Source organism: Saccharothrix carnea (genome assembly GCF_003014735.1).
GTDB lineage: Bacteria > Actinomycetota > Actinomycetes > Mycobacteriales > Pseudonocardiaceae > Actinosynnema > Actinosynnema carneum.
This window is the reverse complement of record NZ_PYAX01000005.1, coordinates 278,238-304,134: the sequence shown is the minus strand read 5'-3', so window position 1 is coordinate 304,134 and position 25,897 is coordinate 278,238. Positions and strand designations below refer to the sequence as shown.

General features: G+C 70.7%; 28 protein-coding genes. 14 read left to right on the top strand and 14 right to left on the bottom strand.

Translation table 11 applies throughout. From position 1 onward, the window contains the following. The first annotated feature begins 80 nt into the window (after window positions 1-80). Genes rpmH through B0I31_RS16215 form a run of 5 tightly spaced genes read left to right on the top strand, consistent with a single transcriptional unit; the run spans window position 81 to window position 2,522 of the window. The gene (rpmH, locus tag B0I31_RS16235; protein ID WP_073897783.1) at window positions 81-224 is read left to right on the top strand and encodes a 50S ribosomal protein L34; all 144 of its coding nucleotides are present in this window, start codon (window positions 81-83) and stop codon (window positions 222-224) included. A 13-nt stretch (window positions 225-237) separates the two neighbouring features. After that, on the top strand, window positions 238-657 hold the full coding sequence (gene rnpA, locus B0I31_RS16230; RefSeq protein WP_106616223.1) for a ribonuclease P protein component: 420 nt from the start codon (window positions 238-240) through the stop codon (window positions 655-657). Continuing rightward, complete coding sequence (yidD, locus tag B0I31_RS16225; RefSeq protein ID WP_073897786.1) at window positions 654-926, top strand: membrane protein insertion efficiency factor YidD; 273 nt, start codon at window positions 654-656, stop codon at window positions 924-926. The genes rnpA and yidD overlap by 4 nt, the downstream gene beginning before the upstream one ends. Window positions 927-929: 3 nt before the next feature. Beyond that, on the top strand, window positions 930-1,961 hold the full coding sequence (yidC, locus tag B0I31_RS16220; protein WP_106616222.1) for a membrane protein insertase YidC: 1,032 nt from the start codon (window positions 930-932) through the stop codon (window positions 1,959-1,961). 18 nt (window positions 1,962-1,979) lie between these two features. Beyond that, window positions 1,980-2,522: a Jag family protein gene (locus tag B0I31_RS16215; protein WP_073897791.1), complete on the top strand. Its 543-nt coding sequence runs from the start codon at window positions 1,980-1,982 to the stop codon at window positions 2,520-2,522. 66 nt (window positions 2,523-2,588) lie between these two features. Here the strand turns inward: B0I31_RS16215 and B0I31_RS16210 are convergent, their stop codons facing one another. Continuing rightward, window positions 2,589-3,578, bottom strand: a complete 990-nt coding sequence (locus B0I31_RS16210) for a methyltransferase domain-containing protein (RefSeq protein ID WP_106616221.1) — start codon at window positions 3,576-3,578, stop codon at window positions 2,589-2,591. 45 nt (window positions 3,579-3,623) lie between these two features. Here B0I31_RS16210 and B0I31_RS16205 point away from each other — a divergent pair, with 45 nt between their 5' ends. The 4 genes from B0I31_RS16205 (at window position 3,624) to B0I31_RS16190 (ending at window position 6,938) form a co-directional block, all read left to right on the top strand. Then, a complete protein-coding gene (locus B0I31_RS16205) occupies window positions 3,624-4,082 on the top strand; it encodes an NUDIX hydrolase (RefSeq protein WP_106616220.1) in 459 nt (152 codons plus the stop codon). A 164-nt stretch (window positions 4,083-4,246) separates the two neighbouring features. Then, a complete protein-coding gene (gene rsmG / locus B0I31_RS16200) occupies window positions 4,247-4,924 on the top strand; it encodes a 16S rRNA (guanine(527)-N(7))-methyltransferase RsmG (protein ID WP_106616219.1) in 678 nt (225 codons plus the stop codon). A 116-nt stretch (window positions 4,925-5,040) separates the two neighbouring features. Then, window positions 5,041-5,949, top strand: coding sequence for a ParA family protein (locus B0I31_RS16195; RefSeq protein ID WP_053714692.1), 909 nt, complete (start codon window positions 5,041-5,043; stop codon window positions 5,947-5,949). After that, window positions 5,946-6,938, top strand: a complete 993-nt coding sequence (locus B0I31_RS16190; protein ID WP_106616218.1) for a ParB/RepB/Spo0J family partition protein — start codon at window positions 5,946-5,948, stop codon at window positions 6,936-6,938. The genes B0I31_RS16195 and B0I31_RS16190 overlap by 4 nt, the downstream gene beginning before the upstream one ends. Before the next feature lie 394 nt (window positions 6,939-7,332). On the opposite strand, the gene B0I31_RS16185 is transcribed toward B0I31_RS16190, so the two are convergent. After that, complete coding sequence (locus B0I31_RS16185) at window positions 7,333-8,277, bottom strand: D-alanine--D-alanine ligase family protein (RefSeq protein ID WP_106616217.1); 945 nt, start codon at window positions 8,275-8,277, stop codon at window positions 7,333-7,335. A gap of 13 nt (window positions 8,278-8,290) precedes the next feature. Beyond that, complete coding sequence (locus tag B0I31_RS16180; protein WP_106616216.1) at window positions 8,291-9,607, bottom strand: aminotransferase-like domain-containing protein; 1,317 nt, start codon at window positions 9,605-9,607, stop codon at window positions 8,291-8,293. 144 nt (window positions 9,608-9,751) lie between these two features. Between B0I31_RS16180 and B0I31_RS16175 the strand changes: the two genes are divergently transcribed. Both B0I31_RS16175 and B0I31_RS16170 read left to right on the top strand, forming a co-directional pair. Continuing rightward, on the top strand, window positions 9,752-10,390 hold the full coding sequence (locus B0I31_RS16175) for a GNAT family N-acetyltransferase (protein ID WP_106616562.1): 639 nt from the start codon (window positions 9,752-9,754) through the stop codon (window positions 10,388-10,390). A 68-nt stretch (window positions 10,391-10,458) separates the two neighbouring features. Further along, entirely contained in the window at window positions 10,459-11,211 is a 753-nt protein-coding gene (locus B0I31_RS16170; RefSeq protein ID WP_106616215.1) for an ArsR/SmtB family transcription factor, read from the top strand. Here B0I31_RS16170 and B0I31_RS16165 read toward each other — a convergent pair. Next, window positions 11,208-11,627: a hypothetical protein gene (locus B0I31_RS16165; RefSeq protein WP_106616214.1), complete on the bottom strand. Its 420-nt coding sequence runs from the start codon at window positions 11,625-11,627 to the stop codon at window positions 11,208-11,210. The genes B0I31_RS16170 and B0I31_RS16165 overlap by 4 nt on opposite strands. A 41-nt stretch (window positions 11,628-11,668) precedes the next feature. Here B0I31_RS16165 and B0I31_RS16160 point away from each other — a divergent pair, with 41 nt between their 5' ends. Further along, the gene (locus B0I31_RS16160) at window positions 11,669-11,893 is read left to right on the top strand and encodes a hypothetical protein (RefSeq protein WP_106616213.1); all 225 of its coding nucleotides are present in this window, start codon (window positions 11,669-11,671) and stop codon (window positions 11,891-11,893) included. Between the two features lie 115 nt (window positions 11,894-12,008). On the opposite strand, the gene B0I31_RS16155 is transcribed toward B0I31_RS16160, so the two are convergent. The 9 genes from B0I31_RS16155 to B0I31_RS16115 all read right to left on the bottom strand — a co-directional run bounded on the left by B0I31_RS16155 (window position 12,009) and on the right by B0I31_RS16115 (window position 22,288). Further along, window positions 12,009-13,151, bottom strand: a complete 1,143-nt coding sequence (locus B0I31_RS16155; RefSeq protein WP_106616212.1) for an N-acetylmuramoyl-L-alanine amidase — start codon at window positions 13,149-13,151, stop codon at window positions 12,009-12,011. Between the two features lie 169 nt (window positions 13,152-13,320). Continuing rightward, window positions 13,321-13,647, bottom strand: a complete 327-nt coding sequence (gene trxA, locus B0I31_RS16150) for a thioredoxin (RefSeq protein WP_106616211.1) — start codon at window positions 13,645-13,647, stop codon at window positions 13,321-13,323. 30 nt (window positions 13,648-13,677) lie between these two features. Further along, window positions 13,678-14,676 (bottom strand): thioredoxin-disulfide reductase, encoded by a 999-nt coding sequence (gene trxB / locus B0I31_RS16145; RefSeq protein ID WP_106616210.1) that lies wholly within the window; start codon window positions 14,674-14,676, stop codon window positions 13,678-13,680. 119 nt (window positions 14,677-14,795) lie between these two features. Beyond that, complete coding sequence (locus B0I31_RS16140) at window positions 14,796-15,554, bottom strand: hypothetical protein (RefSeq protein WP_106616209.1); 759 nt, start codon at window positions 15,552-15,554, stop codon at window positions 14,796-14,798. Next, the gene (gene sigM, locus B0I31_RS16135; RefSeq protein WP_073897823.1) at window positions 15,551-16,168 is read right to left on the bottom strand and encodes an RNA polymerase sigma factor SigM; all 618 of its coding nucleotides are present in this window, start codon (window positions 16,166-16,168) and stop codon (window positions 15,551-15,553) included. Before sigM ends, B0I31_RS16140 begins: the two co-directional genes overlap by 4 nt. 145 nt (window positions 16,169-16,313) lie before the next feature. Then, window positions 16,314-17,843: a protein kinase family protein gene (locus B0I31_RS16130; RefSeq protein WP_106616208.1), complete on the bottom strand. Its 1,530-nt coding sequence runs from the start codon at window positions 17,841-17,843 to the stop codon at window positions 16,314-16,316. Between the two features lie 37 nt (window positions 17,844-17,880). Then, a complete protein-coding gene (gene murJ, locus B0I31_RS16125) occupies window positions 17,881-19,512 on the bottom strand; it encodes a murein biosynthesis integral membrane protein MurJ (RefSeq protein ID WP_245949967.1) in 1,632 nt (543 codons plus the stop codon). Further along, a complete protein-coding gene (locus tag B0I31_RS16120; RefSeq protein WP_106616207.1) occupies window positions 19,509-21,773 on the bottom strand; it encodes a DUF6049 family protein in 2,265 nt (754 codons plus the stop codon). The genes murJ and B0I31_RS16120 overlap by 4 nt, the downstream gene beginning before the upstream one ends. Continuing rightward, the gene (locus tag B0I31_RS16115; protein WP_053714528.1) at window positions 21,770-22,288 is read right to left on the bottom strand and encodes an NUDIX hydrolase; all 519 of its coding nucleotides are present in this window, start codon (window positions 22,286-22,288) and stop codon (window positions 21,770-21,772) included. Before B0I31_RS16115 ends, B0I31_RS16120 begins: the two co-directional genes overlap by 4 nt. A 118-nt stretch (window positions 22,289-22,406) precedes the next feature. On the opposite strand from B0I31_RS16115, the gene B0I31_RS16110 reads away from it, so the two are divergent. Continuing rightward, entirely contained in the window at window positions 22,407-23,864 is a 1,458-nt protein-coding gene (locus B0I31_RS16110) for a CCA tRNA nucleotidyltransferase (RefSeq protein WP_245949966.1), read from the top strand. 97 nt (window positions 23,865-23,961) lie between these two features. Then, on the top strand, window positions 23,962-24,219 hold the full coding sequence (locus B0I31_RS16105; RefSeq protein ID WP_073897834.1) for a response regulator transcription factor: 258 nt from the start codon (window positions 23,962-23,964) through the stop codon (window positions 24,217-24,219). Between the two features lie 144 nt (window positions 24,220-24,363). On the opposite strand, the gene B0I31_RS16100 is transcribed toward B0I31_RS16105, so the two are convergent. Then, window positions 24,364-25,668, bottom strand: a complete 1,305-nt coding sequence (locus tag B0I31_RS16100; protein ID WP_106616205.1) for an MFS transporter — start codon at window positions 25,666-25,668, stop codon at window positions 24,364-24,366. Between the last annotated feature and the right edge of the window lie 229 nt (window positions 25,669-25,897).

Sequence of the window (25,897 nt, the reverse complement as noted above, 5' to 3'; positions counted from 1 at the left end):
GGTGCTTTTCGCGCGCCTAAGGCTTGTTCGCTGGGGACAACCACAGACCTGCTTGGCAGTTAAGCACCGGGAGTCCGACCGTGAGCAAGGGTAAGCGCACCTTCCAGCCCAACAACCGCCGCCGTGCCAAGACGCACGGGTTCCGGCTGCGCATGCGCACCCGCGCCGGTCGCGCCATCCTGGCCGCGCGCCGTGGCAAGGGCCGCAAGCAGCTGTCCGCCTGATCGCCGCAGCGCCGTGCTACCCGCGGCCAACCGGCTGACCCGCAGCCAGGACTTCGGCCTGGTGGTCCGCCGAGGCCGCCGGGCCGGCCGGTCCCGGCTGGTGGTGCACGTCCTGACGTCGGCGGCATCCGATGGCGCCTCGGCGGAGCAACGCACCTCGGCGGCATCCCACGGCGCCTCGGCTGGGGAACGCACCTCGGCGCAGCCCACCTTGGACCCGTCCAAGGTGGGCTTCGTCGTGAGCAAGGCCGTGGGCAACTCCGTGGTGCGCCACCGGGTCAGCCGCAGGCTCCGGCACCTGGTGCGGGACCGCCTCGACATGTTGCCGTCCGGAACTTCGCTGGTCGTGCGCGCGTTGGCACCGTCAGCCGATGCGGACAGCGCCGAGCTCGGCCGAGACCTCGACGCGGCGCTGCACAAGGTGCTGCGATGACGACCGTCCAGGTGAACCCCGTCGTTCGGGTCCTGCTGCTGCCCGTGCGCTTCTACCGGAAGTTCATCTCGCCGGCGCTGCCCCCGACCTGCCGTTTCCACCCGAGTTGCAGCGCGTACGCGGTGGAAGCGTTGACCGTCCACGGTGCGCTGCGCGGTTCCTGGCTGACCCTGCGCCGGCTGGGCCGCTGCGGACCCTGGCACCCTGGTGGCCTGGACCCGGTTCCGCCGAGGCGAAACGCGGTCCCCGACCTTCCTGCCGAGGAGTAGCTAGTGCTCAACTTCATCTACTACCCGGTGTCCTTCATCCTGTGGTGTTGGCACTGGGTGTTCGGCCACATCTTCGGCGAGTCGAGCGGGTTCGCGTGGGCCCTGGCCGTGGTGTTCCTCGTCTTCACCCTGCGCGCGATCCTGTTCAAGCCGTTCGTCGGCCAGGTCCGCTCGATGCGCAAGATGCAGGAGTTCGCGCCCGAGCTGCAGAAGATCAAGAAGAAGTACGCGAACGACAAGCAGCGCCAGGCGCAGGAGATGCAGAAGCTCCAGTCGGAGCACGGCGTCAACCCGCTGGGCGGCTGCCTGCCGATGCTGGTGCAGATCCCGGTGTTCATCGGCCTGTTCCACGTGCTGCGCTCGTTCCGGCCCGGCTGGGGCGAGGTCTACTTCTTCGACGCCCAGGGCGTCGAGTCGTTCGTCAACGCGAAGCTGTTCGGCGCGAACCTGTCGACGTTCATCACGATGCCCGCCAACGAGCTGGAGCAGTTCGCCACCAGCCGCAACGCGGTGCTGCTGGTCTCGATCCCGTTGATGATCATCGCCTCGATCGCGACGCACTTCACCGCGCGCCACTCGGTGGCCCGGCAGACGCAGGCCGCGGCGGACAACCCGCAGACCGCGATCATGAACAAGCTGACGCTCTACATCTTCCCGATCGGCGTGCTCGTCGGTGGCCTGTTCTTCCCCATCGCGATCCTGCTCTACTGGCTGAGCAACAACGCGTGGACGCTGGGTCAGCAGTACGTCGTGTACCACCGCATCGACCGCGAGGAAGAGGCGAAGAAGGTCGAGGCGACCGCGCAGCGCACGGCGCTCGCGCCGAAGCCGGGTGCCAAACCGGTGACCAAGCCGAAGCCCGGCCAGAAGCCCCAGCCGCCGCGCAAGCCCGCGGGCACCACGCCCGCCACCGACGCCGAGGCGGCACCGGACGGGAGCGGGTCCACCGAGACCGCGAAGCCGTCCACCGAGGTTCCCGGTCTGAGCCCAGACCGATCCCCAAGCAAGAAGCAGGGCAACAAGAAGCGTCGTTGACCCTGGAGAGGAGACATCGTGTCGGAGACGTTGCAGGCGGCCGACGTGGACGCACCGGAAGCCGACGAGGTTCCGCCGGCGCGGTCGGGGAGTTCGGAGGACCTGCTCGTCCAGGAGGGCGACATCGCCGGGGACTACCTCGAGCGACTGTTGGACCTGCTCGACTACGACGGCGACATCGACCTCGACGTCGAGGCGGGTCGGGCGATCGTGAGCATCGACGGCGGTGACGACCTGGAGAAGCTGGTCGGTCCCCGCGGCACGGTCCTGGAGTCGTTGCAGGAGCTGACCCGGCTCGCGGTGCAGCAGGAGACGGGCGTGCGGAGCCGCCTCATGCTGGACATCGCCGGGTGGCGCGCCGGACGGCGTGCCGAGCTCGCCGACCTCGGCCGGACGACGGCCGAGAAGGTGGTGGCGACGGGCGAGAAGGTGCGGCTGCACCCGATGACGCCGTTCGAGCGGAAGGTCGTGCACGACGCCGTCGCCGCCGTGGCGGGCGTGCACAGCGAGAGCGAGGGCGAGGAGCCGCAGCGCCGCGTGGTGGTGCTGCCGAAGCCCTGAGCGGACTTGCCCGGAACGGCCCCGGCCCCTGGTGGGACCGGGGCCGTTCTGCGTGCGGGGGTCGGGTCAGGCCGACACGATCAGGTAGCGCTCGTCGGTGGTGGCGCGCCCCCAGAGGGCCGGGTCGGCGAGCGGGTGGACATGCCCCTCCCCCAGCACCGCCAGGCACTCGGCCGCGGTGAGCCCGGCGCCGGTCGACCAGCGGCCCTCGATCAGGATCAGGCGCCCGTTCGGCTTGAGCAGGGCGCGCCACCGGGCGAGGGCGGTGGCCGGGTCGGGCAGCGCCCACAGCACGTGCCGGACGAGGACCACGTCGAACGAGCCCGGTTGGTACGGCGGGTTCGACGCGTCGCCTTGGCGGAAGTCGATGCCCGGTGCTTTGGCCCGTGCCGCCGCGAGCATCCGTTCCGAGAGGTCGAGGCCGCGGGCGTGGTGGCCGGCCTCGGCCAGCAACGCGGTGAGGCTGCCGGTGCCGCACCCGAGGTCGACCACGGTCGCAGGGGTCGGTGGGAGCAGCGGGAGGAGCAGGTCGGCCCACGCTCGGCGGACGGCGGGGTCGCGCAGCCCGTGGTCGGCGTCCTCGTCGAACGTCGCCGCGTGGGCGTCCCAGAACCGGGCCTGGGCGAAGGTGGTCAGCCACGCGCGTTGTTCGTCGGTTTCCGGGACGTCCCGGCCGCGTGCCTCGGCGATGGCCTGCCACGCGGCTTCCGGTGACGCGCCATCCAGCACCAGCAGTGCGCCGGCGAGGAGGGACGAGCGGCCGATGCCGCCCCAGCAGTGCACCAGGACGTGGCGGCCCGCCCGCATCTCGGCCAGCGCGTCGTCCAGTTCCGGGATGGTGGCGGGGACGCCGAAGTCCGGGATCGGCACCCAGTGGAACGTGATGCCCGCATCACGGGCCGCCTCCGGTGCGTCGGTCAGGTCGAGCTCGGCGAGTTCGGTTTCGGTCAGGGCGCACACGATCGTGTCGACGCCGGCCGCTCCCAGTTCGGCGATGTGCTCCAGGCTGTACGGGTGCCCCATCGTGCTCAGCACCCCTGGTCTGATCGCGTACATCCCAATCCCTTCCCCTTGTCGTGTTTCACGTGAAACGGTCGCGGCATGACTGGGATCATCCGGAACCTCCGTGTCGCCGCCTACGCCGTGATCATCGAAGACGGCCGGTTGCTGCTCTCCCGCTGGCTCGGTCCGGACCGGCCGATGTGGATCCTGCCCGGCGGTGGGCTCGACCACGGTGAAGACCCGTACGACGCGGTGGTCCGCGAGGTGTTCGAGGAGACCGGCTACCGGGCGGAGGTCGACCGGCTGCTCGGCATCCAGAACGTCCACGGGCCGATGGTGCGCGACGGCGTCGAGATGGACTACCACCGCCTCCGGATCATGTACGAGGCGCACGTCGTCGGTGGCGAGTTGACGTTCGAGGTGGGTGGGAGCACGGACCAGGCGGCGTGGTTCCCGCTTGAGGAAGTACCGGCGCTGGACCACGTCGAGTCGGTCGACTACGCGCTGGAACTCCTCCGAGTGCTCCCGAAGGACGGTCGGATTGAAAGTTTCACGTGAAACGCGACTCCGATTTGGCGTGTCGCCGGGGTGATCCGTCATAGTGGGGACCGGCACATCTCGTGGGGCTCACCGCCTCCTTTGCGAGACGCCCAACCCATCGCCCACACCCGGCTGCCGCCGGCGTCTGGTGTGGTTTCACGTGAAACGTCCCGGACGGAGACATGGCCGCAGAGGTGGAAGACCGCGCGAAGAAGGTCTTCGGTGACCACTACGACAAGGCGGTCGCCTTCACGGCACTGCTCACCGAGCACGGCGTCGAACGCGGCCTCATCGGTCCGCGAGAGGTCGACCGGCTCTGGGATCGCCACATCCTCAACTCGGCGGTCGTGGCGGAGCTGCTCCCCGAGGGCTCGCGAGTCGTGGACGTCGGTTCGGGCGCGGGACTGCCGGGGATCCCCCTGGCGATCGCGCGCCCGGACCTGGAGTTGACGCTCCTGGAGCCGATGGCACGTCGGGTGGCGTGGCTGACCGAGTGCGTCGACGCGCTCGGGCTGAAGGTCACGGTGCTGCGCGGCCGGGCCGAGGAGCCACCGGTGCGGGAGCAGTTGTCCGACAGCGACGTCGTGACGGCCCGTGCGGTGGCCCCGTTGGAACGGCTGACGCGGTGGTGCCTGCCGCTGCTCCGTCCCGGTGGACGTCTGGTCGCTCTCAAGGGCGAGAGCGCCGCGGAGGAACTGGAACGCGACGCCGAGGCGGTGCGCCGGGCCGGAGGGATCCGACCGCGCGTCATCACCTGCGGTGGCGAAGTACTCGAACTGCCGACGACGGTCGTGCTCGTGGAGCGCGATGAGCAGGCGAGCCGCCGTGAAGGCGCGCGTCGCAGAAGGAAGGTTCGGTGAACGTGTACCCCGACCCCCTGCAACCGGTGTTCCAAGCGGCCGGTGTTTCACGTGAAACCGAGCCCGAAGGTGTGGTGGGCGCGGGCGAAGTGCTGCGTCCGGCATCAGACCCGACCCTGGCAAACAACGTGGAACCGGCAGGAGACAGCACCGTGTGGACCCCCATCGCGGAAGAAGCGGCACGCGCCACCCGCGTCCTGCACCCCGACTCCCTCCAACTCCCCCGCCCGGACCGTCGCCGGGTCATGGTGGTCGCCAACCAGAAGGGCGGCGTCGGCAAGACCACGAGCACGGTGAACCTGGCCGCCGCGCTCGCCATCCACGGGCTCAAGGTGCTCGTCATCGACCTCGACCCGCAGGGCAACGCGAGCACGGCGCTGGCCGTCGAGCACCGCTCCGGCACGCCGTCGGTGTACGAGGTGCTGATCGGTGAGCTGTCGGTGGCGGAAGCGGCTCAGGTCAGCAACCAGTCCCCCAACCTGTACTGCGTGCCGGCCACGATCGACCTGGCGGGCGCGGAGATCGAGTTGGTGTCGATGGTCGCCCGTGAGTCGAGGCTCAAGGAGGCGCTGAGCCCCGAGGCGCTGGACTCGATCAAGCCGGACTACGTGTTCATCGACTGCCCGCCCTCGCTCGGCCTGCTGACCGTCAACGCGATGGTCGCGGCGCAGGAAGTGCTCATCCCGATCCAGTGCGAGTACTACGCGCTGGAGGGGTTGGGGCAGCTGCTGCGCAACATCGAGCTGGTGCAGGCGCACCTGAACCCGACGCTGAACGTGTCCACCATCCTGCTGACGATGTACGACGGCCGCACGAAGCTGGCCGACCAGGTGACCAGCGAGGTGCGCGGCCACTTCGGCGACACGGTCCTCAAAACGGTGATCCCGCGCAGCGTGAAGGTCTCCGAGGCACCAGGATTCGGTCAGACGGTGCTCACCTACGATCCCGGCTCACGGGGCGCGATGAGCTACCTCGACGCGGCACGGGAGATCGCCGAGTTCGGCGCGGAGATGGGGTCGGCATGACGGAACAGCGCAAGGGTGGCCTCGGTCGCGGGCTCGCGGCCCTGATCCCGAGCGGCCCTCCGCCCGGCACACCGGCGGCACCCTCGTCGGCCCGGGCGGGTTCCAACGGGTCGGCCAACGGGACGTCCGCCCCTGCGCCCTCGTCCGCCGCACCGACCGGGGAGGTGGCCGGCGCGGTGTACCAGGAGCTGCCGGTCAACTCGATCCGGACGAACCCGAAGCAGCCGCGGCAGGTGTTCGACGAAGAGGCGCTGCGGGAGCTGGAGCACTCGATCCGCGAGTTCGGGCTGATGCAGCCGATCGTGGTGCGCGAGGTCGCGGAAGGCACCTACGAGCTCGTCATGGGCGAGCGGCGGTGGCGGGCGACCCAGCTGGCGGGGTTGAAGACGATCCCGGCGATCGTCCGGCAGACCGCTGACGACGTCATGCTGCGTGACGCGCTGCTGGAGAACATCCATCGCGTGCAGCTCAACCCGTTGGAAGAAGCGTCCGCCTACCAGCAGCTGCTGGAGGAGTTCGGCGTGACGCACGAGGAGCTGGCCGACCGGATCGGGCGCAGCCGGCCGGTGGTGACGAACACGATCCGGTTGTTGAAGCTGCCGCTGCCGGTGCAGCGACGGGTCGCGGCCGGGGTGCTGTCGGCCGGGCACGCGCGGGCGTTGCTGGGGGTCGAGGATCCGGGTGTGCAGGAGGAGCTGGCGGCCCGGATCGTCGCCGAGGGGATGTCGGTCCGGGCGACCGAGGAAGCGGTGACGCTGGCCAAGGGGGCGGAGCCGGCGAAGGCGAAGGCGGTGCGGCGGAAGCCGATGCAGGCGCCTGGGTTGCAGGAGTTGGCGGAGCGGTTGTCGGACAACTTCGATACGCGGGTGAAGGTCGAGTTGGGGCAGCGGAAGGGGCGGATCGTGGTGGAGTTCGGGTCCGTCGATGATCTTGAGCGGATTATTCAGCTCATGTCGCCGGAGGCGGGGGTGCCGAGGTCCCAGGGGTGAGTTCGGCTCGGTGGTGAGTTCGGCTCGGTGGTTAAGTCCGGCTCGATTTGACATGGGGCCCTTACGGGCACTCCAGGCAGGCCAAAGCCGGCAGGCCCGGCGGGGAAGAGCGTCCCGCCAGGCCTGCCGGCTTCGACCAGCCTAAAGCACCCGAACCCATGTCAAATCGGGCCTCGGTGGGTTGGTTCCGGGTCCGATGTGGGTCCGAAGTGGTGCAGGTGTGGTGCAGGTGTGGTGCAGATTGGCTTCGTTGGGTGTTGGTTCGAAGTCGGGTCTGAAACGGACAAAAGGGATTCGTTTTGGGTGCAAGGGATCACCCACGGGCCTTATGTCACGGTGATGAATACGGCCCGTGTCCTGATGGACACGGGCCGTGGTTGACTGGTGAGAGGGTTTAACGGTTTACGGCGCGCTCGATGAGGTTGGCGTAGATGTTGCCGAGGGACTCGCCGGCGGCTTCGACTGCCATCGGGAGGAGCGAGGTTTCGGTGAGGCCGGGTGAGACGTTGACTTCGAGGAAGTTGACGGTGCCGTCCGGGGCGACGATGGCGTCGGTGCGGGAGACGTCGCGCAGACCGAGGAGGCGGTGGGCGGAGACGGCTAGTTCGCCGACTGCCTGTGCGGCCTTCTCGTCGAGGCGGGCCGGGGCGTGGAAGTCGGTCAGGCCGGCGGTGTAGCGGGCGGTGTAGTCGTAGACGCCGTTCTCCGGGACGATCTCGACCGGGGGCAGGGCGTGGGGGCCGTCCGGGCCGTCGACGACCGCGACGGCCACTTCGACGCCTTCGACGAAGCGTTCCGCCAGGACCGTGTTCCCGTAGGCGAGGCAGCCGACCATGGCGGCGGGGAGTTCGGCGGCGTCCCGGACCACGTGGGCGCCGAGGGCCGAGCCGCCCTGGTCCGGCTTGAGCATCAGTGGGAGGCCCAGGCGGTCGACCATGGCGTCGAGGACCGGTTGGGCGCCCAGTTCGCGGAACGTGGCGTGCGGGAGTACTGCCCACTCGGGGGTGGCGAGGCCGGCTCGGGCCAGTTCGGCCTTGGCGGTCGGCTTGTCCCACGCCCGGCGGCAGGCTTGGGAGTCCGTGCCCACGAACGGGACGTCCATCAGTTCCAGGATGGTCTGCACGGAACCGTTCTCGCCCTCGCCGCCGTGGAGGGCGACCACGACGGCGTCAGGGCGATGTTCCTTCAGTCGGGTGAGCAGGTTGCCGTCGGCGTCCCACTCCTCCACGACCAGGCCGACCGACCGCAGTGCGGCGGACAGCCTGCGACCGGATCGCAAGGACACCTCCCGCTCGTGCGAAAGGCCCCCGGACAGGACTGCGACCCAGCGGTTGGACAACGTCTACTCCTGATCAAGCGGTGTCGGGCGATGGGCTGTGCGGGCCGGAGACGGCACGGCCCACGGTGGGGCCGAAGGTCTCGTGCAGCTCGATCTCGTCCTTGATGACGTTCGCCAGCCGTCGCACGCCCTCGCGGATGCGTTCCGGTGTGGGGTAGCAGTACGAGATGCGGAGCTGGCGGCTGCCCAGGCCGTCTGCGTAGAAGCCGGTACCCGACGCGTACGCCACGCGTTGGGTGATGGCGCGGGGCAGCATGGCCTTCGTGTCGATGCCTTCGGGAACGGTCACCCAGACGTAGAAGCCGCCGTTCGGCTTGTTCCACGTGGAACCAAGCGGCATGTGCTGTTCCAGGGCCGAGATCGCCGCGTCACGGCGTTCGCGGTAGGCCTCGCGGTAGGTCTTGATCTGGCCCTTCCAGTCGTGCGTCGTCAGGTAGCGCGACACGATCAGCTGGTTCAGGGTCGGCGGGCACAGGGTCGCCGACTCGGCCGCCAGGACGAGCTTCTCGCGGACGGCGTGCGGGGCCAGGACCCAGCCGACGCGGAGGCCGGCGGCGAAGGTCTTGGAGAAAGAGCCCAGGTAGACGACGTTGTCCGGGTCGGTCGACCGCAGCGCCGGGTAGGTGACGCCGTCGAAGCCCAGGAGGCCGTACGGGTTGTCCTCCACCACGAGGATGCCGTGCGTGCGGCAGGTCTCGAGGATCTCGGCGCGGCGCTGCACGGCCAGGGTGACGCCGGCCGGGTTGTGGAAGTTCGGGATCGTGTAGAGGAACTTGATGCGGCGGCCGGAGCGCTCCACCGCGGCGATGGCTTCGCGCAGGGCGTCCGGCATGAGGCCGTCCGCGTCCATGCCCACGTGGACGACCTGGGCCTGGTAAGCGGAGAAGGAACCGAGGGCGCCGACGTACGACGGGCCTTCGGCCAGCACGACGTCACCCGGGTCGCAGAAGATCCGGGTGACCATGTCCAGGCCCATCTGGGAGCCGACGGTCACCACGACGTCGTCCGGGTGGCCGTTGATGCCTTCCAGCGCCATCACGTCGCAGATCTGCTCACGCAGCTCGGGAACGCCGTGCGCGCTGCCGTACTGGAGCGCGACCAGGCCTTCCGTGGCGATGACGTCGGCCACCTCCGCGCTGAGGGAGTCCAGCGGCAGTGCTGCCAGGTGTGGCATCCCGCCCGCCAGGGACACCACCTCAGGCCTGCTCGCCACCGCGAAGAGCGCCCGGATCTCCGATGCCGTCATGCCCGCCGTCCGTGCCGCGTATCGGCGCAGGTGGGGATCGAGGCTTCTGGCTCCCTGCTTGGGAGGCTGTCCGGGTAGGTTCACGGGATACTCCGTAGGTGGGCGTGACCGGCGGGTTCGTTCCCACCCGAGTGTAACGGCCGTCCCGTTCGGGGCATCTGCCTTCCGGGCGGGGGTCACATCCGCCTATCCTCGTGAGGGGATGTGTTCGGGGGCTTGGAGGTCCGGGTGTCGCGTCGTGTCGTGGGCGTCACCTTGGACAACCTGGAGCACCTCTCCAAGCACAGTCGGACGTGTGTGTTCTGGGAGCTCGCGCCGCACCTGAAGGAGCAGGCCGAGGAGTTCGGGGACACCGAGTTCGAGAAGGAGGCCTGGGTCTCCAGCGTGCTGTTGGAGTGGGGTTCCTGCGGTCGGATCATCTACCTGGACGGGATTCCCGCCGGTTCGGTGTTCTATGCGCCTCCCGCGGCCGTACCGAGGTCGTTGGCGTTCCCCACCTCGCCTGCCAGCCCCGACGCGGTGCTGATGACCGGGCTCGAGGTGTTGCCGGAGTTTCGCGGTGGCGGTCTCGGGCGGGTGCTGGTGCAGACGGTGGCCAAGGACCTCACGCGTCGTGGCGTGAAGGCGATCGAGGCGTTCGGCGACAACCGGCCGGACGTCGACGGGCCCGGTTGCGTCACGCCGGCCGACTTCCTGCTGCAGGTGGGCTTCAAGACGGTCCGCCCCCACCCCCGTTGGCCGCGGTTGCGGTTGGAGCTGCGCAGCGCGTCGTCGTGGAAGGAAGACGTCGAGGCGGCGTTGGAGCGGCTGCTGAGCTCCGTTTCGGTGTCGACGGCGGCGGCTGAGCCGAGTTTCAAGCCTGTGTGATGTGCCCCTGAGCTGGGGTTTCATCGGGCTGGGTTGACATGCAGGTAATTGGCTGCATAACGTGCCGTGTGGACAAGGTGTTCAAAGCCCTGGCCGACGAGACCCGCCGCTACCTGCTGGACCGGCTGCACGAGGAGAACGGCCAGACCCTCGGCGAGCTGTGCGCCCGGCTGGGCATGGCCAGGCAGTCCGTCACCCAGCACCTGGCCGTGCTGGAGGCGGCGAACCTGGTCAGCACCGTGCGTCGCGGCCGGGAGAAGTTGCACTACCTCAACCCGGTGCCGCTGCACGAGGTGCAGGAGCGGTGGATCGACAAGTTCGAGAGGCCGCGGTTGCGGCTGCTCAGCGACGTGAAACGACGAGCGGAGGATCCGGTGAAGCCGGAGTTCGTGTACGTGACGTACATCGAGAGCACACCCGAACGGGTGTGGCAGGCCTTGACCGACGCCGACGTGACGGCGCGGTACTGGGGCCACCACAACGTCTCGGACTGGCAGGCGGGTTCGGGCTGGGTGCACCGGCGCGCGGACGGGTCCGGCGTGGACGACGTGGTGGGCGAGGTCGTCGAGGTCGACCCGCCGCGCCGCCTGGTGACGACGTGGGCCGACCCGGCGACGCCCGAGGTGACGTCCACCGTGACGTTCCGCATCGAGGAGTACGGCCGGATCGTGCGGCTGACCGTGACGCACACCGGGCTGGCCGACGAGGCGGACCGCGCGGCCGCGGCGTCGGGCTGGGCGGCGGTGCTGTCGAACCTGAAGTCGCTGCTGGAGACCGGGCGCGTGCTGCCGGGCATCCCGTGGTCGATGCCCGCCCGCTAGAAGCGGTCGATCTCGCAGTTCTCCAGCTTGCCGCCCTGCAGCAGGTCGAGCGCCTGCTCGCTGACCACGAGCTGCCCTTGGTCGGTGACGCCGAGGTCGTCCACCCCGGCCTGGCCGGTCACCTCGAGCCAGTGGAAGGTGGGCAGCTCCTTGCCCTCCAGCATCTCCTGGGCGTCGTCGGAGAGGGTCACCGTGGCCCGGCGGATGCGGAAGGCGTCCAAGCCGCTGTCGACCAGCGTGTCCGCCAGGTCGTCGGTGACCAGGTAGACCGGGAACGCCTCGATCAGGTCGTCACCCGCCCAGTCGGTGATCTCGTAGTGCACCGCTTCGATGCGCGGCGGGTGGGCCGCGGCGTCGATCACGGTCCCCTCTTCCAGCGCGCCGGCTACCTCGGGTTCGAGGCGGTAGAACTCCATCGTGCTCCTCACCGGCGGGCGCCGGCCAATAAGATCGACTCGTGGACGTGGGGGTGGAGATCCAGCGCAAGGTACTCGCGATCATCGAGGGCTCGCGGGACTTCGTGAAGATTCGCACACTGCTCGACGGGTGGCAGGCCGAAGGCGTTCCGGCCGAGCAGCTGGTGGACGAGCTGACCGACCTGATGCTGGACCTGCGCGCCCAGAACCGCCCGGACGACGAGGACGCCGTCGCCGAGGTGCTGGACGTGCTGACGGGCTGGTAGGCGGCCTGTTCGGTGGCCTTCGGGTGACCCGTGCTCGCCGACACGACCCACACGACGCGCTTGTCCGGGTCGGGGCGGCACCAGATCCGCCCACCAGCGGTGACCTCGGGCTGGGTCAGCGGAGCTTGCCGGTGGCCACCTCGTGCCGCAGCAGGTCGTCCATGGTGAACGTGCCGGTCGGCTGGTCGTCCTTGCCCAGCAGGTACAGGCGCTTCACCGCGACCAGGATGCCCTCGGCCACCACGTCGCGGAACGACGGGTTCGCCAGCCGCTGCCGGTCGCCCGCGTTGGTCAGGTAGCCGACCTCCACCCGGACCGCCGTGCAGCGGGTCATCCGGAGCATGTCCCACGTCTTCGGGTGCGTGCGGCAGTCGAGCAGGCCGGTCCGCGCGACGATCTCGCGCTGGATGAACCCGGCCAGCGCCTCGCCGACCGTGGACGACGTGCCGTTGCCCGTCCCGAAGTGGAACGTCGCCACCCCGGACGCCAAGGGCGAGGCGTTGCGGTCGGCGTGCAGGGACAGGATCAGGTCGGCGCCCGCCTCGTTGGCGAACCGCGCCCGTTCACCCTCGTCCGGGTTGTGGTTGGGCCCGCGGGTGAGCAGGGCTTCCATCCCGGTGGCGGCCATCTTGCCCTCGAGCAGCCTGGCCAGGTCGAGCATGACGTCGGCCTCGGACACGCCGTCGACCACGACACCGCGGTCCTCGCCGCCGTGACCCGGGTCGATGATGATCCGCTTGCCGGACAGCCTGGGGCCCGCCCGCCGCACCCGCTCCTGCTCGCGCAGGAACACCGGCCGGCCGCCGCGCACCTTGGGCTGCAGCTGGCGCAGCGCCCGGACCGTGTCGGGGCCGCACATGCCGTCGACGATCAGGCCGTAGTCGCGCTGGAAGCTCCGCAACGCCTGCTCGGTCTGCTGACCGAACTCGCCGTTGGCACGTCCGGCGTCGTAACCCAGCTCCAGCAGGCGCTCCTGCAACGCGAACACGTCGTCACCGGTCACCGGCTGCGCCATGAGGAACGCCAGCGGCCGGTCACCGAGTCGGTACGTGGCGTCGCGCAGCGCGCGGTAGGTGGCGGGGCCGACGACGCCGTCGGTGATGAGACCCCGCTGCTGCTGGAAAGCGCGCACCGCGTGCTCGACCGGCAGGTCGAACACCTGGGACGGCTGCGGATCGGACAGCAGACCGAGCTTCGTCAGCGTTGCCCTGACCTCGGCGACGTCCGGACCGAAATCCCCGCGGCGGAGTAGCAGCATGCACCCCTCGCTCACTAAGGCGCCGACATCCGTCGACGCGAACTTGACGCCCTATTGTGCCTTGCTCGCGCCGATGCCACGGACGGGGCTACTGCGAGTGGTCACGGGCCACAAACGAGTGACCCGTCCGTCTTCCGTAGAGACGGACGGGTCACCCGGTCGGTTGCGCTCAGAGGATGTCGGAGAGGTCCTTGAGCAGCGCGGCCTTGGGCTTGGCGCCGACGATCTGCTTGACCGGCTTGCCGCCCTGGAACAGGATCATGGTCGGCACCGACATGATCTGGTAGTCCCGCGCGATCGACGGGTTGGCGTCGATGTCGAGCTTCGCGACGGTGATCTTGTCGGGGTGCTCGGCGGCGATCTCCTCGAGCACCGGCGAGACCATCTTGCACGGGCCGCACCAGGTCGCCCAGAAGTCGACCAGTACGGGCTTCTCGCTGGTCAGGACGTCATCGACGAACGTCTTAGCGGACGTGACCACGGGGGTGCCTGCCATGTCGTTTTACTCCCTCGGAAAAAGGTGGGTTCAGCTGGTGGAGACGGGCTCGCTGTAGCCACCGCCCACGTGCTCGGCGGTGACGGCGGCCTCCGTGGTCCCGTGTTCGGCCAGCCAGCGCTCGGCGTCGATCGCGGCGGCGCAGCCGGACCCGGCGGCGGTGATCGCCTGGCGGTAGGTGTGGTCGACGAGGTCGCCCGCGGCGAACACACCGTCCACGTTCGTGTGAGTCGTGCGGCCGACGACCTGGACGTAACCCTCGCCGTCCAGCTCGACCTGGCCCTTGACCAGCCCGCTGCGCGGGTCGTGGCCGATGGCGACGAAGAAGCCGGTGAACGGGTGCTCGGTGACCTCACCCGTGCGGGTGTCGCGGGTCTTCACCCCGGACACCGTGCCCGCGTCCTGGCCCAGCACCTCGACGACCTCGGCGTTCAGCAGCCACTTGATCTTCTCGTTGGTCCGCGCGCGCTCCAGCATGATCTTGGAGGCGCGGAACTCCTCGCGGCGGTGGATGATCGTGACGGACCGGGCGAACTTGGTGAGGAACGTCGCCTCCTCCATCGCCGAGTCGCCGCCGCCGATCACCGCGATGTCCTGGTCGCGGAAGAAGAAGCCGTCGCACGTGGCGCAGGACGACACGCCGCGGCCGAGCAGCTCCTGCTCACCGGGGACGTGCAGGTAGCGCGCCGCCGCGCCCATCGCGAGGATGACCGCGCGGGCGGCGTACCGCTTGCCGTTCGCGGTGACGTACTTCACCGGGCCGTCGAGCTCCAGCTCCTCGACGTCCTCGGCGCGAAGCTCGCCGCCGAACCGCTTGGCCTGCTCCCGCATCTGCTCCATGAGGTCGGGGCCCATGATGCCGTCGCGGAAACCCGGGTAGTTCTCGACTTCGGTCGTGGTCATCAGGGCGCCGCCGTACTGCGAGCCCTCGAACACCAGCGGTTCGAGCTGGGCACGCGCCGCGTAGACCGCCGCGGTGTACCCGGCGGGCCCCGATCCCACGACGATCAGGTTCCGAACGTCCGACACCCTCGACCTCCGTTAGTCGCTTGACGGACCTGGATCACACCAGGCCCGGCACTTCGCACAACGGATCGTAGGGTGCGGTAATTCCGCACGGTCGAGGTGAGTTGGGCTACCCGGCCCGACTACGGCTCGATCGTGCTGTTCGCCAGGACGCCCTCGGGGTTGTCGGGCCCGCAGGTCTGGGGGTCGACCACCACGATCCGGTACGCGCCGGGGGTACCCGCGGGCAGGATCGCCATCACGGCCGGCTTGTCGTCCAGCGTGATGGGGCTGACCCCGAGCGGCTTGCCCGCCGTGATGTTCGCACCGCGCAGGCAGTCGGCCAGCTGCTCCTGGTTCTCCAGCGGTCCGTAGTTCTGCGCCTTGAGCACGTCGCCGAACACCGGCCCGAAGTTCTCGCCGCGCACGGCGGGCAGGTCGGCGCTGCCCGGCGGCACGGCGCTGCCGGTGACCGGCGTGTTCGTGGTCGTGTCCTGCTGCGCGATACCGCCGTCACCCGCGGTGTTGTCCCGCGGGATCGCGACCACGGCGACGCCGACGGCCACGGCCGCCGCGGCGAGCAGCCCCGCGCCCCAGCCGAGGCGCTTGGCGCGGCGTGCCTTGGCCTGCGCGAAGTCGATCACCGGTGCGGTGGGCCGCGCCTCTTCGGCGAGGGCCGCGTCGATCCGCTCGGCCACGTGGCGCGGCATGGGGATCGGCGGGAGGTTGTGCAGGTCGTCGAGCGTCGCGTCGAGGGCGGCGAGGATCTCGCGGGCCTCGGGGTCGTTCTCGACCAGCGGCCTCAGCTCCGCCTCGGTCCGCGGGTCCAGAGCCCCCGCGTGCAGATCAGCCAGCAGGTCGACGGACCACGGCGGCCCTGAACGCCGCGCATTGCCGGTCATCGTTCCTCCAACTGACGTCCCTGTTGCACCTGCACATCGTTCACTGGGACGTTCGCATCTGCACTCTGGTTCCGGAGGTGTCCCAGAACTTTGGCGAGCTTGGCCCGCCCGCGGGCGCACCTCGACTTCACGGTGCCCTCCGCGATGCCCAGCAGTTGGGCCGTCTCGGCGACGGAGTAGCCCTCCACGTCCACCAGCACGATCGGGGCGCGCTGCTCCTCGGGCAGCTCGTTGAGGGCGGCCTGGACCACCAGGCGGGTCTCGCGCTCGGCCATCGCGTCCCTGGGCGCCACCGGTTCACCGGGGCCCGCCTCGGGGAGCGGCACGGTCGGCCTGGTTTGTCGCCTGCGCATCCGGTCGAGGCAGGCGTTGACGACTATTCGGTGCAACCAGGTCGTGACCTGGGACTCGGCCCGGAAGCTCGCCGCCGCGCGGAAGGCCGAGATGAACGCCTCCTGCAGCGCGTCCGCGGCCTCTTCGGGGTCGCGCAACGTGCGCAGCGCGACGGCCCACATGCGATCCCGGTGCCTGCGCACGAGCTCGGAGAAGGCGTGCGGGTCACCCGCGGCGTGCGCCGTGATGAGGTCTGCGTCCGAGCTGGCTGCGGCGGTCACGCGGGGAGCCTATCGGGCACCGACAACCCCACTCCGGTGACCTGGGCTACTGCACCCGGGTACCGGCGATCCTGCTCCGTTCACCCGCACGGGCGAGTGTCGTGCGTTCCGTCACTCGGACGACATCACGCCCGGCACCTGAGCGCTACTGCGCGCGGGTGTAGACCAGTTCCGCGACCTCGGAGCGGTTGTTCTTGCCGCCGCCCGAGAGCTTGGTGATCCACACCAGCAGGTGCTGGGTCGGCTCGTGGTCGGTCAGCTGGATCTGGGTCTGCCCGGCCGACAGGGTCGCCGTCGCGATGACCTTCGTCTCCTGCAGCGGAGCGCCGGGCGCACCCGCCACGCGGATCTCCACCACCGTGCCCTCGCTGGGCGACGTGATCGTCACCGACGACAGCTTCACCGGCTCGGCGAAGCCCGCCATCAACCCGATCCCCGGCTTGAGCGCCGGGAACGGCTGGAAGTAGTTCTCGGTCTGCCACACCGTGGTCGGGTTGCCGTCCACCGCCCGGTTGGCCCGGTTGGCGTTGTCGGGCTGGTTGGTCACGTCGTACACGCCCACGGACGCGGGCTGCACGGGACCGGCGGGCTGGGGCGCGGGCGGCGCGGGCTGGCCGCTCTGCCCCGGCGCGGTGGACTGGCCGATAACCACCGTCGGCCCGCCGCCGCCGGACGGCTCGTCGCTGAAGAAGCTCACGATCTGCGCGCCGAGCCAGGCGATCACGGCCAGCGTCGCCACCGCGAGCACCGCCACGCTGATCATCAGCTTCCGCTTGTGGTCCTTGTCGCGGACCGGGCGCTGCGTGGTCCACACCGCGCCGTCGTCCGCCGCGTCGTCCTGGACCGGCTGGATCAGCGCGGTCTGCGCCTCGGACTGGGCGATCTGGTCGAGCACCTGCAGGATCGCCGCGCTGGTGCGGATGCCGCCGACGCTCGTGTCCTCCAGGCTGCGCACGGCGACCGACGACAGCTCGTGCGGCACGTAGGGGTGCAGCGCGCTCGGCGCGAGCACCGAGCCGTCCGGTCCGGTCGGCGCGGCGGGCACGCCGTCCGGGCCGTTCGGCAGCGCCCACTTCCCGGTCAGCAGCAGGTACAGGATCGCGCCGAGGCCCTTGACGTCGTCACGGGCGATCGCATCCGGCCGCGGTCCGGGGAACGCCAGCCGCAGCCTGCCGTCCGCCGTCACCCGGATGCGCTGCGGGTGGTCCGCGCCGAGCACCAGCCCGGCGTGGTGCGCGCCCTCGATCGCCGCGCCCAGCGGTTCCAGCAGCCGCGTCGCCGCGCCTGCGGGCAGCGGGCCCTCGGCGACCAGGTCCAGCAGGTCGGTGCCCTGGGTCCACTCGGCCACGATCACACCGAGGATGCCCTCGTCGAGCCTGATCCCCGCACCGGGGGTCAACACGTCGATCACCCGGGAGACGCCCGGGTGGGTGAAGCTCGCGGCGTGCATCGCCCGTTCGGCGGTCCGCTTGGCCCGGGCCGCGGCGGCGTGGTCGGCCGGGTCGCCCACCAGCACGGTCAGCGCCACGTCCCGGTTGAGCTGGCCGTCCCTGGCCCGCCAGAGGTGCGCGTCGCACCGGCGGTCCACACCGGACCGGGCCAGCAGCCGGTACCGGCCGTCGCCGATCACCCCGCCGGGCACCAGCGAGGTGTTGTGGATCGGACCGCCGCTCACGGGGCCGAGGGTACGTGACCGCGTCGTGTCACAGGTGTCATCGGCGCCCCACCAAACGACTGATCTTGGCGATCGCGGGCTTTACTTCGGGTACCCGGAACAGGGCCAGCAGCAGGAAGCTCAGCGGCAGCCCGACGAGCGTCTGGATCACCACTTCGACCCAGGCACCCACCACGGGGGACTCGATCCCGAGCACCTCGACGGCGAGCCACGCGAGCCCGGTCGCTGCCCCGAACGCGATCGCGGACGCCACGACCGTGAGGCAGATCGTCCACGCTGTGTAACCGGTGCGCAGCCGGCCGAGCCGCAGCCGCAGCCACAGCTGCCCCACCAGGGCGCCGACCACGAAGCTCAGCGACATCGCGATGGACACACCCACGGCCAGCTTGTCCGGCGGCGAGACGGCCAGGAACCCGTACAGCAGCCCGATCCGCACCACCACGATGATCGCCTGGATGAGCGTCGGCGTCCGGGCGTCCTTCAACGCGTAGAAGACCCTCAGCTGCAGCAACGTGATCGCGTACGGCACCAGCCCGAACGCGGACAGCGCCAGCGCCGTGCCGATCGCCTCGCCGCCCTCGACGCCGGACGCGCCGAGCGAGAACACCGCCAGGCCGATCGACACCCCGCCGACCGTCATCAGCGCGCTGAACGGCATCAGCAGGATCGACGACATCCGGTTGCCGAACGCCAGGTCGCCGACCAGCGCGTCGGTGTCGTGCGCCGCCGCCGCACGGCTCATCTTCGGCATCAGCGCGGTCAGCAGCGACACGCCGAGCACCCCGTAAGGCACCTGCGCGATCAGCCACTGCATGTTGTAGACCGTGATCGCGCCGCGGTCGTGCGTCGCGACCCTGGTCAGCACGACCATGCTGACGAAACCGAGCGCCACGTACAGCAGCACCCAGAACGCCAGGCCGCCGAACTCCGACAGCCGCCGGTCCCAGCCCCACCGCCAGCGGAACCGGAACCCGGTCCGGCGCAGCGCGGGGATCAGCACGGACGCCTGCACCGCCACGCCGAGCATCGTGCCGAGGCCGAGGACGAGCAGCTTGGGCTGGCCCATCTCGACCGGGTCGATCGAGATCTGGCCCGGCATCAGCCAGTACACGCCCAGCGTGACGATCACCACGACGTTGTTCAGCACCGGCGCCCACGTGGGCAGGCCGAACACGTGCCGGGTGTTGAGGATCGCGCTGATCAGCGCGGACAGCCCGTAGAACACGATGCCCGGCAGCACCAGGTACGCGAACGCGGTGACCAGTTCCGGCTCGGCTTCCGACGAGTCGATGAACAGGGCGGTCAGCAGCGGCGCGCACGCGATCGCGATGACCGTGCCGACACCGAGGAGCACGGCCGACATGGTGATCATCCACTGGGCGTACGACTCGCCGCCGTCGCCGTCCTCCTTCTCGGCGCGCACCAGCAGCGGGATCGCCACGCTGGTCAGCACACCGCCGAGCAGCAGCTCGTTGATCATCGTCGGCAGCGTCGTGGCGACCTGGTAGGAGTCGTTGACCGCACCGATGCCGATGATCGCGAGCAGCAGCAGCTTGGACAGCAGCCCGGAGGCGCGGCTGACGATCGTGGCGACGGCCATCGAGCCGCTGGCGCGCGCCAGCGACGGGCCCTGCTGCTGCTCCTGCGTCACCGTGGTTGTTCCGCTCAACTCGTGCTCGACCTCTCCGGCGGCGTGACCCCACTCGCGTCGTTCGGCACCTGCGCGCTCGCGGCCCGCGCGGCACGCACCCGACGGTAGATGCGCCGGGCCGACAGCAGCACCAGCGCGGCGCCCGCCAGGGCCGTGATGACGACGGTGATCGTCCCGTACGCCGAAGACGACACCTCCAACCGGGCCCGCTCCCCCAGCTCCACGCCACTCGTGGTGACCAGGCGGACGTGCACCGGGAACCGCCCGGACCGCTGCACCTCCACCGGTACCCGCACCAGGCGGTCGCCACGCGCGGGCAGCTCGATGTCGGTCAGGTCCTTGGCCAGGATGCCCGGCGTGTCCTCGATCACGATCCGCACCGTGATCCGCACGTCGAGCCGGTTCTTGATGGACAGCGGGATGGGGCTGTCGCCGGAGCCGAGCAGGATCGGGCTGTTCGGCTCGGTCACCGTGACCAGGCCCTGCAACCCGGCGATCTGCTCACGGCCCACCGCCAGCGCGGCGCGCGCCCCGTCCTCGTCGCCGCGCCACGCACCCGACACCGCGCGCAGCAGCGTCAGCCGCACGGGGTCGACCAGGTCGCCCGGCTCGGCGGACGCCGCGTCCGGTTGGCTCATCGACTCCGACAGGTGGTGCAACCGCAGCCACGAGTCGGAGACCGCGGCGGTGACGGCCGGCGGCACCTCGCGGGCGCCCGACTCGACCGGGTAGCTCAACGCGGCCGTGTGCTCCGGCGGTGCCGCCAGCAGCGCCTCCAACCCGAACGGCGTCGCGAATCCGCCCGCGACCAGCGAGTTCGTCGTGCGCAGCAACGTGTCGACCTCGCCGGTCGGCGCGTTCCACCGGCGCGGCGGCGCGACGACCACGTGCTGCCCGGTGTTCTGGAACCCGGTCCGGAACGCGAGCGCGGCCAGCGCGTTCTGCACCGACACGGGACGGGTCTCGTTCGGCGTGGTCACGCCCGCGACCGGCCGCGTCGTCGCCGCGCCGCGCAACGCGTCGGACACCATGCCGTCGATGCGCACCGCGGTGACCGGCTTGCCCTCCGGCGCGTCGAACCGGACCGGCCCCGTGCCCGGCGTGCCCGCGACCGCCGACTGGTCCAGCACCAGGGACGTGACGCCCCGGGCGGTCAGGTTCGCCATCGTCGGCTGGTCGAGCACGCCGTCCTCGGGCCAGGCCAGGCCCTGCGTCGGCTGCACGGAGAGGACCTGGCGGACCACCTCGGCACCGGCGAGGGACAGGTCGACCAGGCCGGTCAGCTCGGCCCGGGACAGCGCGACGACGTCGGCGTCCGCGTCCGGCAGCGCGATCACGCACCGGCCGGCGACCAGCAGGCGCAACCGGTTGAGCCACAGGTCGGCCGCGCTCTTGCCCTTGCCCTCGCCCTGGCCGCGCACCTGGTAGCCACCGGTCATCGCCTCGACCGTGCGCAGCAGGTCGGGTTCGACGGCCAGGCACACGCCCGTGCCCAGCGGGCCGTTCAGCGCCGACTCGTAGGCCATGAGCAGGCCGTACAGGCGCCCACCCATGGTCAGCGAACCGGCCAGCTCGTCGTCGGTGAGCACGAGCGGGCTCGCCGTGACGACGCGCGGCCGGTCGGCCAACGGCCACAGCAGGGTCAGCTTGGCGGGGTTCGCGGGCGGGGTCGGCGCCTGGCCGCCGGGCATCGCGAGCACCGGCAGCAGGGTGCTCAGCGCGGCCAGCCGGGCGCGTCCGCCGAAGTCGGGGACGCCGTTGATGTTGGCCAGGATCGGGTAGATGCCCGGCTCGGTGATCCGCAGCGACGTCGGGCCGGTGCCGCGCAGGGGCACGGTCAGCGCGAACGGCTTGGACTCGCCGCGTTCCAGGCGGTCGGTGACGGGCGTGAAGTTCGGCTGGACGAACTCCGCGTCGGTCGGTTCGCGCAGCGCCTGGCGGACATCGTCCTCGCTGGTCAGCGGCTGGCCGCGTTCCAGGCGCAGCTCGATGTCCTCGATCGGCCGGTCGCCGATGTTGACCACCTTGCCGGAGATGGTGATCGAGTCTGGCCCGTCCGCGGTGACCACCCGGGGGGTCATCTCCTCGACGTCCAGGCGCAGCCACACCTGGGACTGCTGGTCCGGTTGGCTGGACAGCGCCCTGGTCGCCCACACCTGGGTCGCCGGTGCGGGCCGGACGGGCAGCCGCCCGCCGTCGACGGGTGCGGCGGGTGCCGCGGACGCCGTCGCCACGAGGAGCATCCCCGCCGCCGCGAGTGCGGACAGCAGCCGTTTCACGCCGACTCCGCTCCGTCCGTCTGGTACTCGGAGAGCAGTTCGGCGGCTCGGCGCACCAGTCGACGCTCGTCCGCGTAGGCGAGCCGGTCGTCCAGTTCGCCAAGGGGCACCCACGCCACCTCGGTGACCTCCACGTCTTCGTCGGAAAGCTCGCCGCCCAGCGCTTCCAGGAGGAAGTGGTGGACGGTCTTGTGCACCCGCCGGTCCTCGGCGACGAACCAGTAGTCGATCGAGCCGAGCGGGCGCAGGACCCTGCTATGAATACCGGTCTCCTCGGCGACCTCGCGCACCGCGGTCTGTTCCGCGGTCTCACCGGCCTCGATGTGACCCTTCGGCAGCGACCACAACAACCGCCCCCGCCGGTCCAGCCGCCCGATGATCGCGGCGACGTGCTGCTCGAAGTCCAGCACCAGTCCGCCGGCCGAGGTCTCGTCGACGGTCTTCAGCCGGCGACCGCGGCGCCGGTTCCGGCGCCTCGGCTTGGGACCGCCGGAGCGACCGGACGACTGGGGCATGCCCTGATGGTAGTGGCGACCAGCGATTACCGGACGTGACAGCCCGGTGGCGGCTGGTGATCAACTGCGCGGTCAACTCGTTCGGACGGCGGGCCGGTGACCAGTAGGCTGGATCCTCGTGTCCGGACCCATCGCACCCGCCGCCACTTCTCCCGAGCAGGACAATGCCGTGGTGGAACTGCTGAGCGCCCTCCCCGTCGCCGAGGAACTGGCCGACCGCTTCGCCGCGGCCGGTCACCGCCTGTACCTGGTGGGCGGCAGCGTGCGGGACGCCGTGCTCGGGCGGCTGTCCGGTGACCTGGACTTCACCACCGACGCCCGGCCGCCGCGGATCATGGCGCTGCTCAAGGGCTGGGCGGACGCGATCTGGGACACCGGCATCGCGTTCGGCACGGTCGGCGCGACCAAGCACGGGCAGACCGTCGAGATCACCACGTTCCGCGCGGACAGCTACGACGGCGTCACCCGCAACCCCGAGGTGACCTTCGGCGACAGCATCGAGGGCGACCTGGTCCGCCGCGACTTCACCGTCAACGCGATGGCGTACGACGTGGTGAACCGGCACCTCATCGACCCGACCGGCGGGCGCGAGGCGCTGCGGGCCAGGGTCCTGGACACGCCCGCGACCCCGCAGGAGTCGTTCTCCGACGACCCGCTGCGGATGCTGCGCGCGGCCCGGTTCGTGTCCCAGCTCGGCTTCACCGTCGCGCCCCGCGTGCTGGACGCCATGGCGGCCATGTCCGGCGAGCTGACCCGCATCACCGCCGAACGCGTGCAGGTGGAGCTGTCCAAGCTGCTCACCGGCGCGCACCCGCGGGCGGGCGTGGAGCTGATGGTCGAGGCGAAGCTGGCGGACGTGGTGCTGCCCGAGCTGCCCGCGATGAAGCTGGAGATCGACGAGCACCACCAGCACAAGGACGTGTTCCACCACTCGCTGGTCGTGCTGGAGCAGGCCGTCGACCTGGAGGACGGCCCGGAGCCGGACCTGGTGCTGCGGCTGGCCGCGTTGCTGCACGACATCGGCAAGCCGGACACCCGCCGGTTCGAGGAGGGCGGCGGCGTGTCGTTCCACCACCACGAGGTGGTCGGCGCGAAGATGGTCCGCAAGCGTTTGCGCGCGCTGAAGTACTCGAAGGAGATCGTCGAGGACGTCGCCGACCTCGTGTACCTCCACCTGCGCTTCCACGGGTACGGCAGCGGCGAGTGGACCGACTCGGCGGTGCGCCGGTACGTCACCGACGCGGGCCACCTGCTCACCCGCCTGCACAAGCTGGTCCGCGCCGACTGCACCACCCGCAACCGGCGCAAGGCCAACGCGTTGCAGCGCACGTACGACGACCTGGAGCGCCGCATCGAGCGGATCGCCGCCGAAGAGGACCTCAAGCGCGTGCGGCCGGACCTCGACGGCAACGAGATCATGCGGCTGCTGGGCCTGCCACCGGGGCCGATGGTCGGCAAGGCGTGGAAGTTCCTCAAGGAGCTGCGCCTGGACCGCGGTCCGCTCGACCACGACGAGGCGGTCGCGGAGCTGCTCGAGTGGGCCCGTGCGGAGGGCGTCCAGCCACCGCGTGACTGACACCAAGTGACCAATCTCGGTCATTGGGCTTGGCCAGTGACAGCCTGTTGCGGGACCATGACTGTGTGCGTCACACGCGCACTGGGGGTGGTGTCGTATGAACGCTTGGGGATTGTCCGAGGGGGGCACCCGGGCACAAGGGCTGGACGAGCTCTCCGACCGGCAGCGGGCCGTGCTCCGCTGCCTGGCCAGGGGGCTCGCGGACCACGAGATAGCGCGGGTGCTGGCGTTGAGCCAGCACCAGGTGGGGGCGGTGGTGTCGGAGATCCTGCGCGCGTTGAACCTGCGTGACCGGATGGCCGCCGTGGTCTACGCGCACGAGACGGGGATCATCCGGCTACCGCTACCGCGTTGAATGGCCGTGTTCGATTGCCGCTGCTCCGCAGACGGCGGCTCGGTCGCCTGGAAGTCGACCGTTCGCGACCGATCCCGCGACGATCGAAAAGCGTGATCGCCGCGGGATGGGCCGCGAACGGTCGACGCGACCTCGCGGGTGAGGTCAGCGGTGGGTGGCGGGTGACCGCTTGATCAAGAGCAGGTAGCCGAGCAGGCCGAGCAGGTAGGCCACCGTCGCGGCGATCACGAGTCCGGGCGACCGACCGTCCAACGGGACGACGGCCGCCGCGGCGGTCACGGCTGCCACCTGCGTGACGTTGAACAGCGTGTCGTACAGGGCGAACACCCGGCCGCGAACCTCGTCGCCGATGTCGCCCTGCACGGCCGCGTCCACGCACAGCTTCACCACCTGGCCCGCGAATGTGAGCACGAACGACGCGGCCAGGATGGTGGGCAGCAGCATGGGCAGGCCGAGGCCGAGCTGGGTGGCGGCGGCCAGCAGCAGCGCGCCGCAGACCGTGCCGCGCCGGCCGAGCACGCCCACCACCCGGTCGGTCACGAGTCCCGCCAGCAGGATGCCCGCACCGCCGGCGACGGCGACCTCGCCGAGCCCCGCCATACCGGCCTTGAACGGCCCGTAGTCGGTGAACGAGTTGCGCATCAGCAGCAACGTCAGCAGCAGCGACGCGCCGAACGCCAGCCGGTGCGCGAGCAGCGCCAGCAAGGCGGCGGCGACGCTGGGCGCGCGCCACGCCGCCCGTGCGCCGTCCAGCAGGCCCAGGGCCACCGCGGTGACCGTCCGGCTGGGCTCGTCCACCTCGTCCGGCCCGAGGGCGCCACGCGCGAAGCGGGAGGCCAGGAAAGCCGCGCCGAGCGACCCCGCGAGGGCGAACGCCGTGGTCCACGCCGAGCCGCCGTCACCGGAGCCGAACACCGACCGCAGGCCGACCGCGCAGCCCGCGCCGAGCACGGCGGTCAACGCGCCGAGCGTGGTGACGAACGCGTTCGCCTCCACCAGGTGGTCGCCGTCCACGACGTGCGGCAGCGACGCGGACAGGCCCGAGCCGACGAACCGGCTCACCCCGGTGACGAACAGCGCCGAGGCGTACAGCGGCACCCCGTCGAGGCCGAGCCCGACCGTCGCCGCGGTGAGCAGCACGAACACGGCGCGCGTGAGGTTCGCCACCACCAGCACCCGGCGGCGGTCCCACCGGTCGAGCAGGGCGCCCGCGAACGGTCCGACCACGGAGTACGGGAGCAGCAGCACGGCGAACCCGGCCGCGACGGCGAGCGGGTCGGCGTGGCGCTCGGGGTTGAACAGGACCGCGCCGGCGAGGCCCGCCTGGAACAGGCCGTCACCCCACTGGGCGGCCAGCCGGGAGGCCAGCAGCCTGCGGAAGTCCGCCAGCGCGAGGAGTTTCCGGACACCGAGGTGGTGCTTCGCCGCGGTGGTGCCGGCAGTGGTCACGGTGGTGAGCCTATGCCTCCGCACCCGCGAACCACGAAGGCCGGACCCGCGTGGGGTCCGGCCTCCCTGGTGCCAGGCGCCCGGTCGCCTCTCGGCGGGTGGCACTACGCGGCTCCAGCCGGACGGTATTCCGCGTAGGCGTTTCAGTGGGCCCGGGGGACTCGATGGCGCCTGACGGTCACTACAACGAACACGGTAACCCGGATGTTCCGGCCCGGCGTCCGTGCCG

Excerpts from the sequence above, each read along its gene's own strand:
- trxA (WP_106616211.1), bottom strand. The coding sequence starts at position 13,647 with ATGGCAGGCACCCCCGTGGTCACGTCCGCTAAGACGTTCGTCGATGAC.
- yidD (WP_073897786.1), top strand. The coding sequence starts at position 654 with ATGACGACCGTCCAGGTGAACCCCGTCGTTCGGGTCCTGCTGCTGCCC.
- B0I31_RS16115 (WP_053714528.1), bottom strand. The coding sequence starts at position 22,288 with ATGCCCCAGTCGTCCGGTCGCTCCGGCGGTCCCAAGCCGAGGCGCCGG.
- B0I31_RS16165 (WP_106616214.1), bottom strand. The coding sequence starts at position 11,627 with ATGGAGTTCTACCGCCTCGAACCCGAGGTAGCCGGCGCGCTGGAAGAG.
- rsmG (WP_106616219.1), top strand. The coding sequence starts at position 4,247 with ATGGCCGCAGAGGTGGAAGACCGCGCGAAGAAGGTCTTCGGTGACCAC.
- B0I31_RS16105 (WP_073897834.1), top strand. The coding sequence starts at position 23,962 with ATGAACGCTTGGGGATTGTCCGAGGGGGGCACCCGGGCACAAGGGCTG.
- B0I31_RS16210 (WP_106616221.1), bottom strand. The coding sequence starts at position 3,578 with ATGTACGCGATCAGACCAGGGGTGCTGAGCACGATGGGGCACCCGTAC.
- B0I31_RS16205 (WP_106616220.1), top strand. The coding sequence starts at position 3,624 with ATGACTGGGATCATCCGGAACCTCCGTGTCGCCGCCTACGCCGTGATC.
- B0I31_RS16190 (WP_106616218.1), top strand. The coding sequence starts at position 5,946 with ATGACGGAACAGCGCAAGGGTGGCCTCGGTCGCGGGCTCGCGGCCCTG.
- B0I31_RS16140 (WP_106616209.1), bottom strand. The coding sequence starts at position 15,554 with ATGACCGGCAATGCGCGGCGTTCAGGGCCGCCGTGGTCCGTCGACCTG.
- B0I31_RS16155 (WP_106616212.1), bottom strand. The coding sequence starts at position 13,151 with ATGCTGCTACTCCGCCGCGGGGATTTCGGTCCGGACGTCGCCGAGGTC.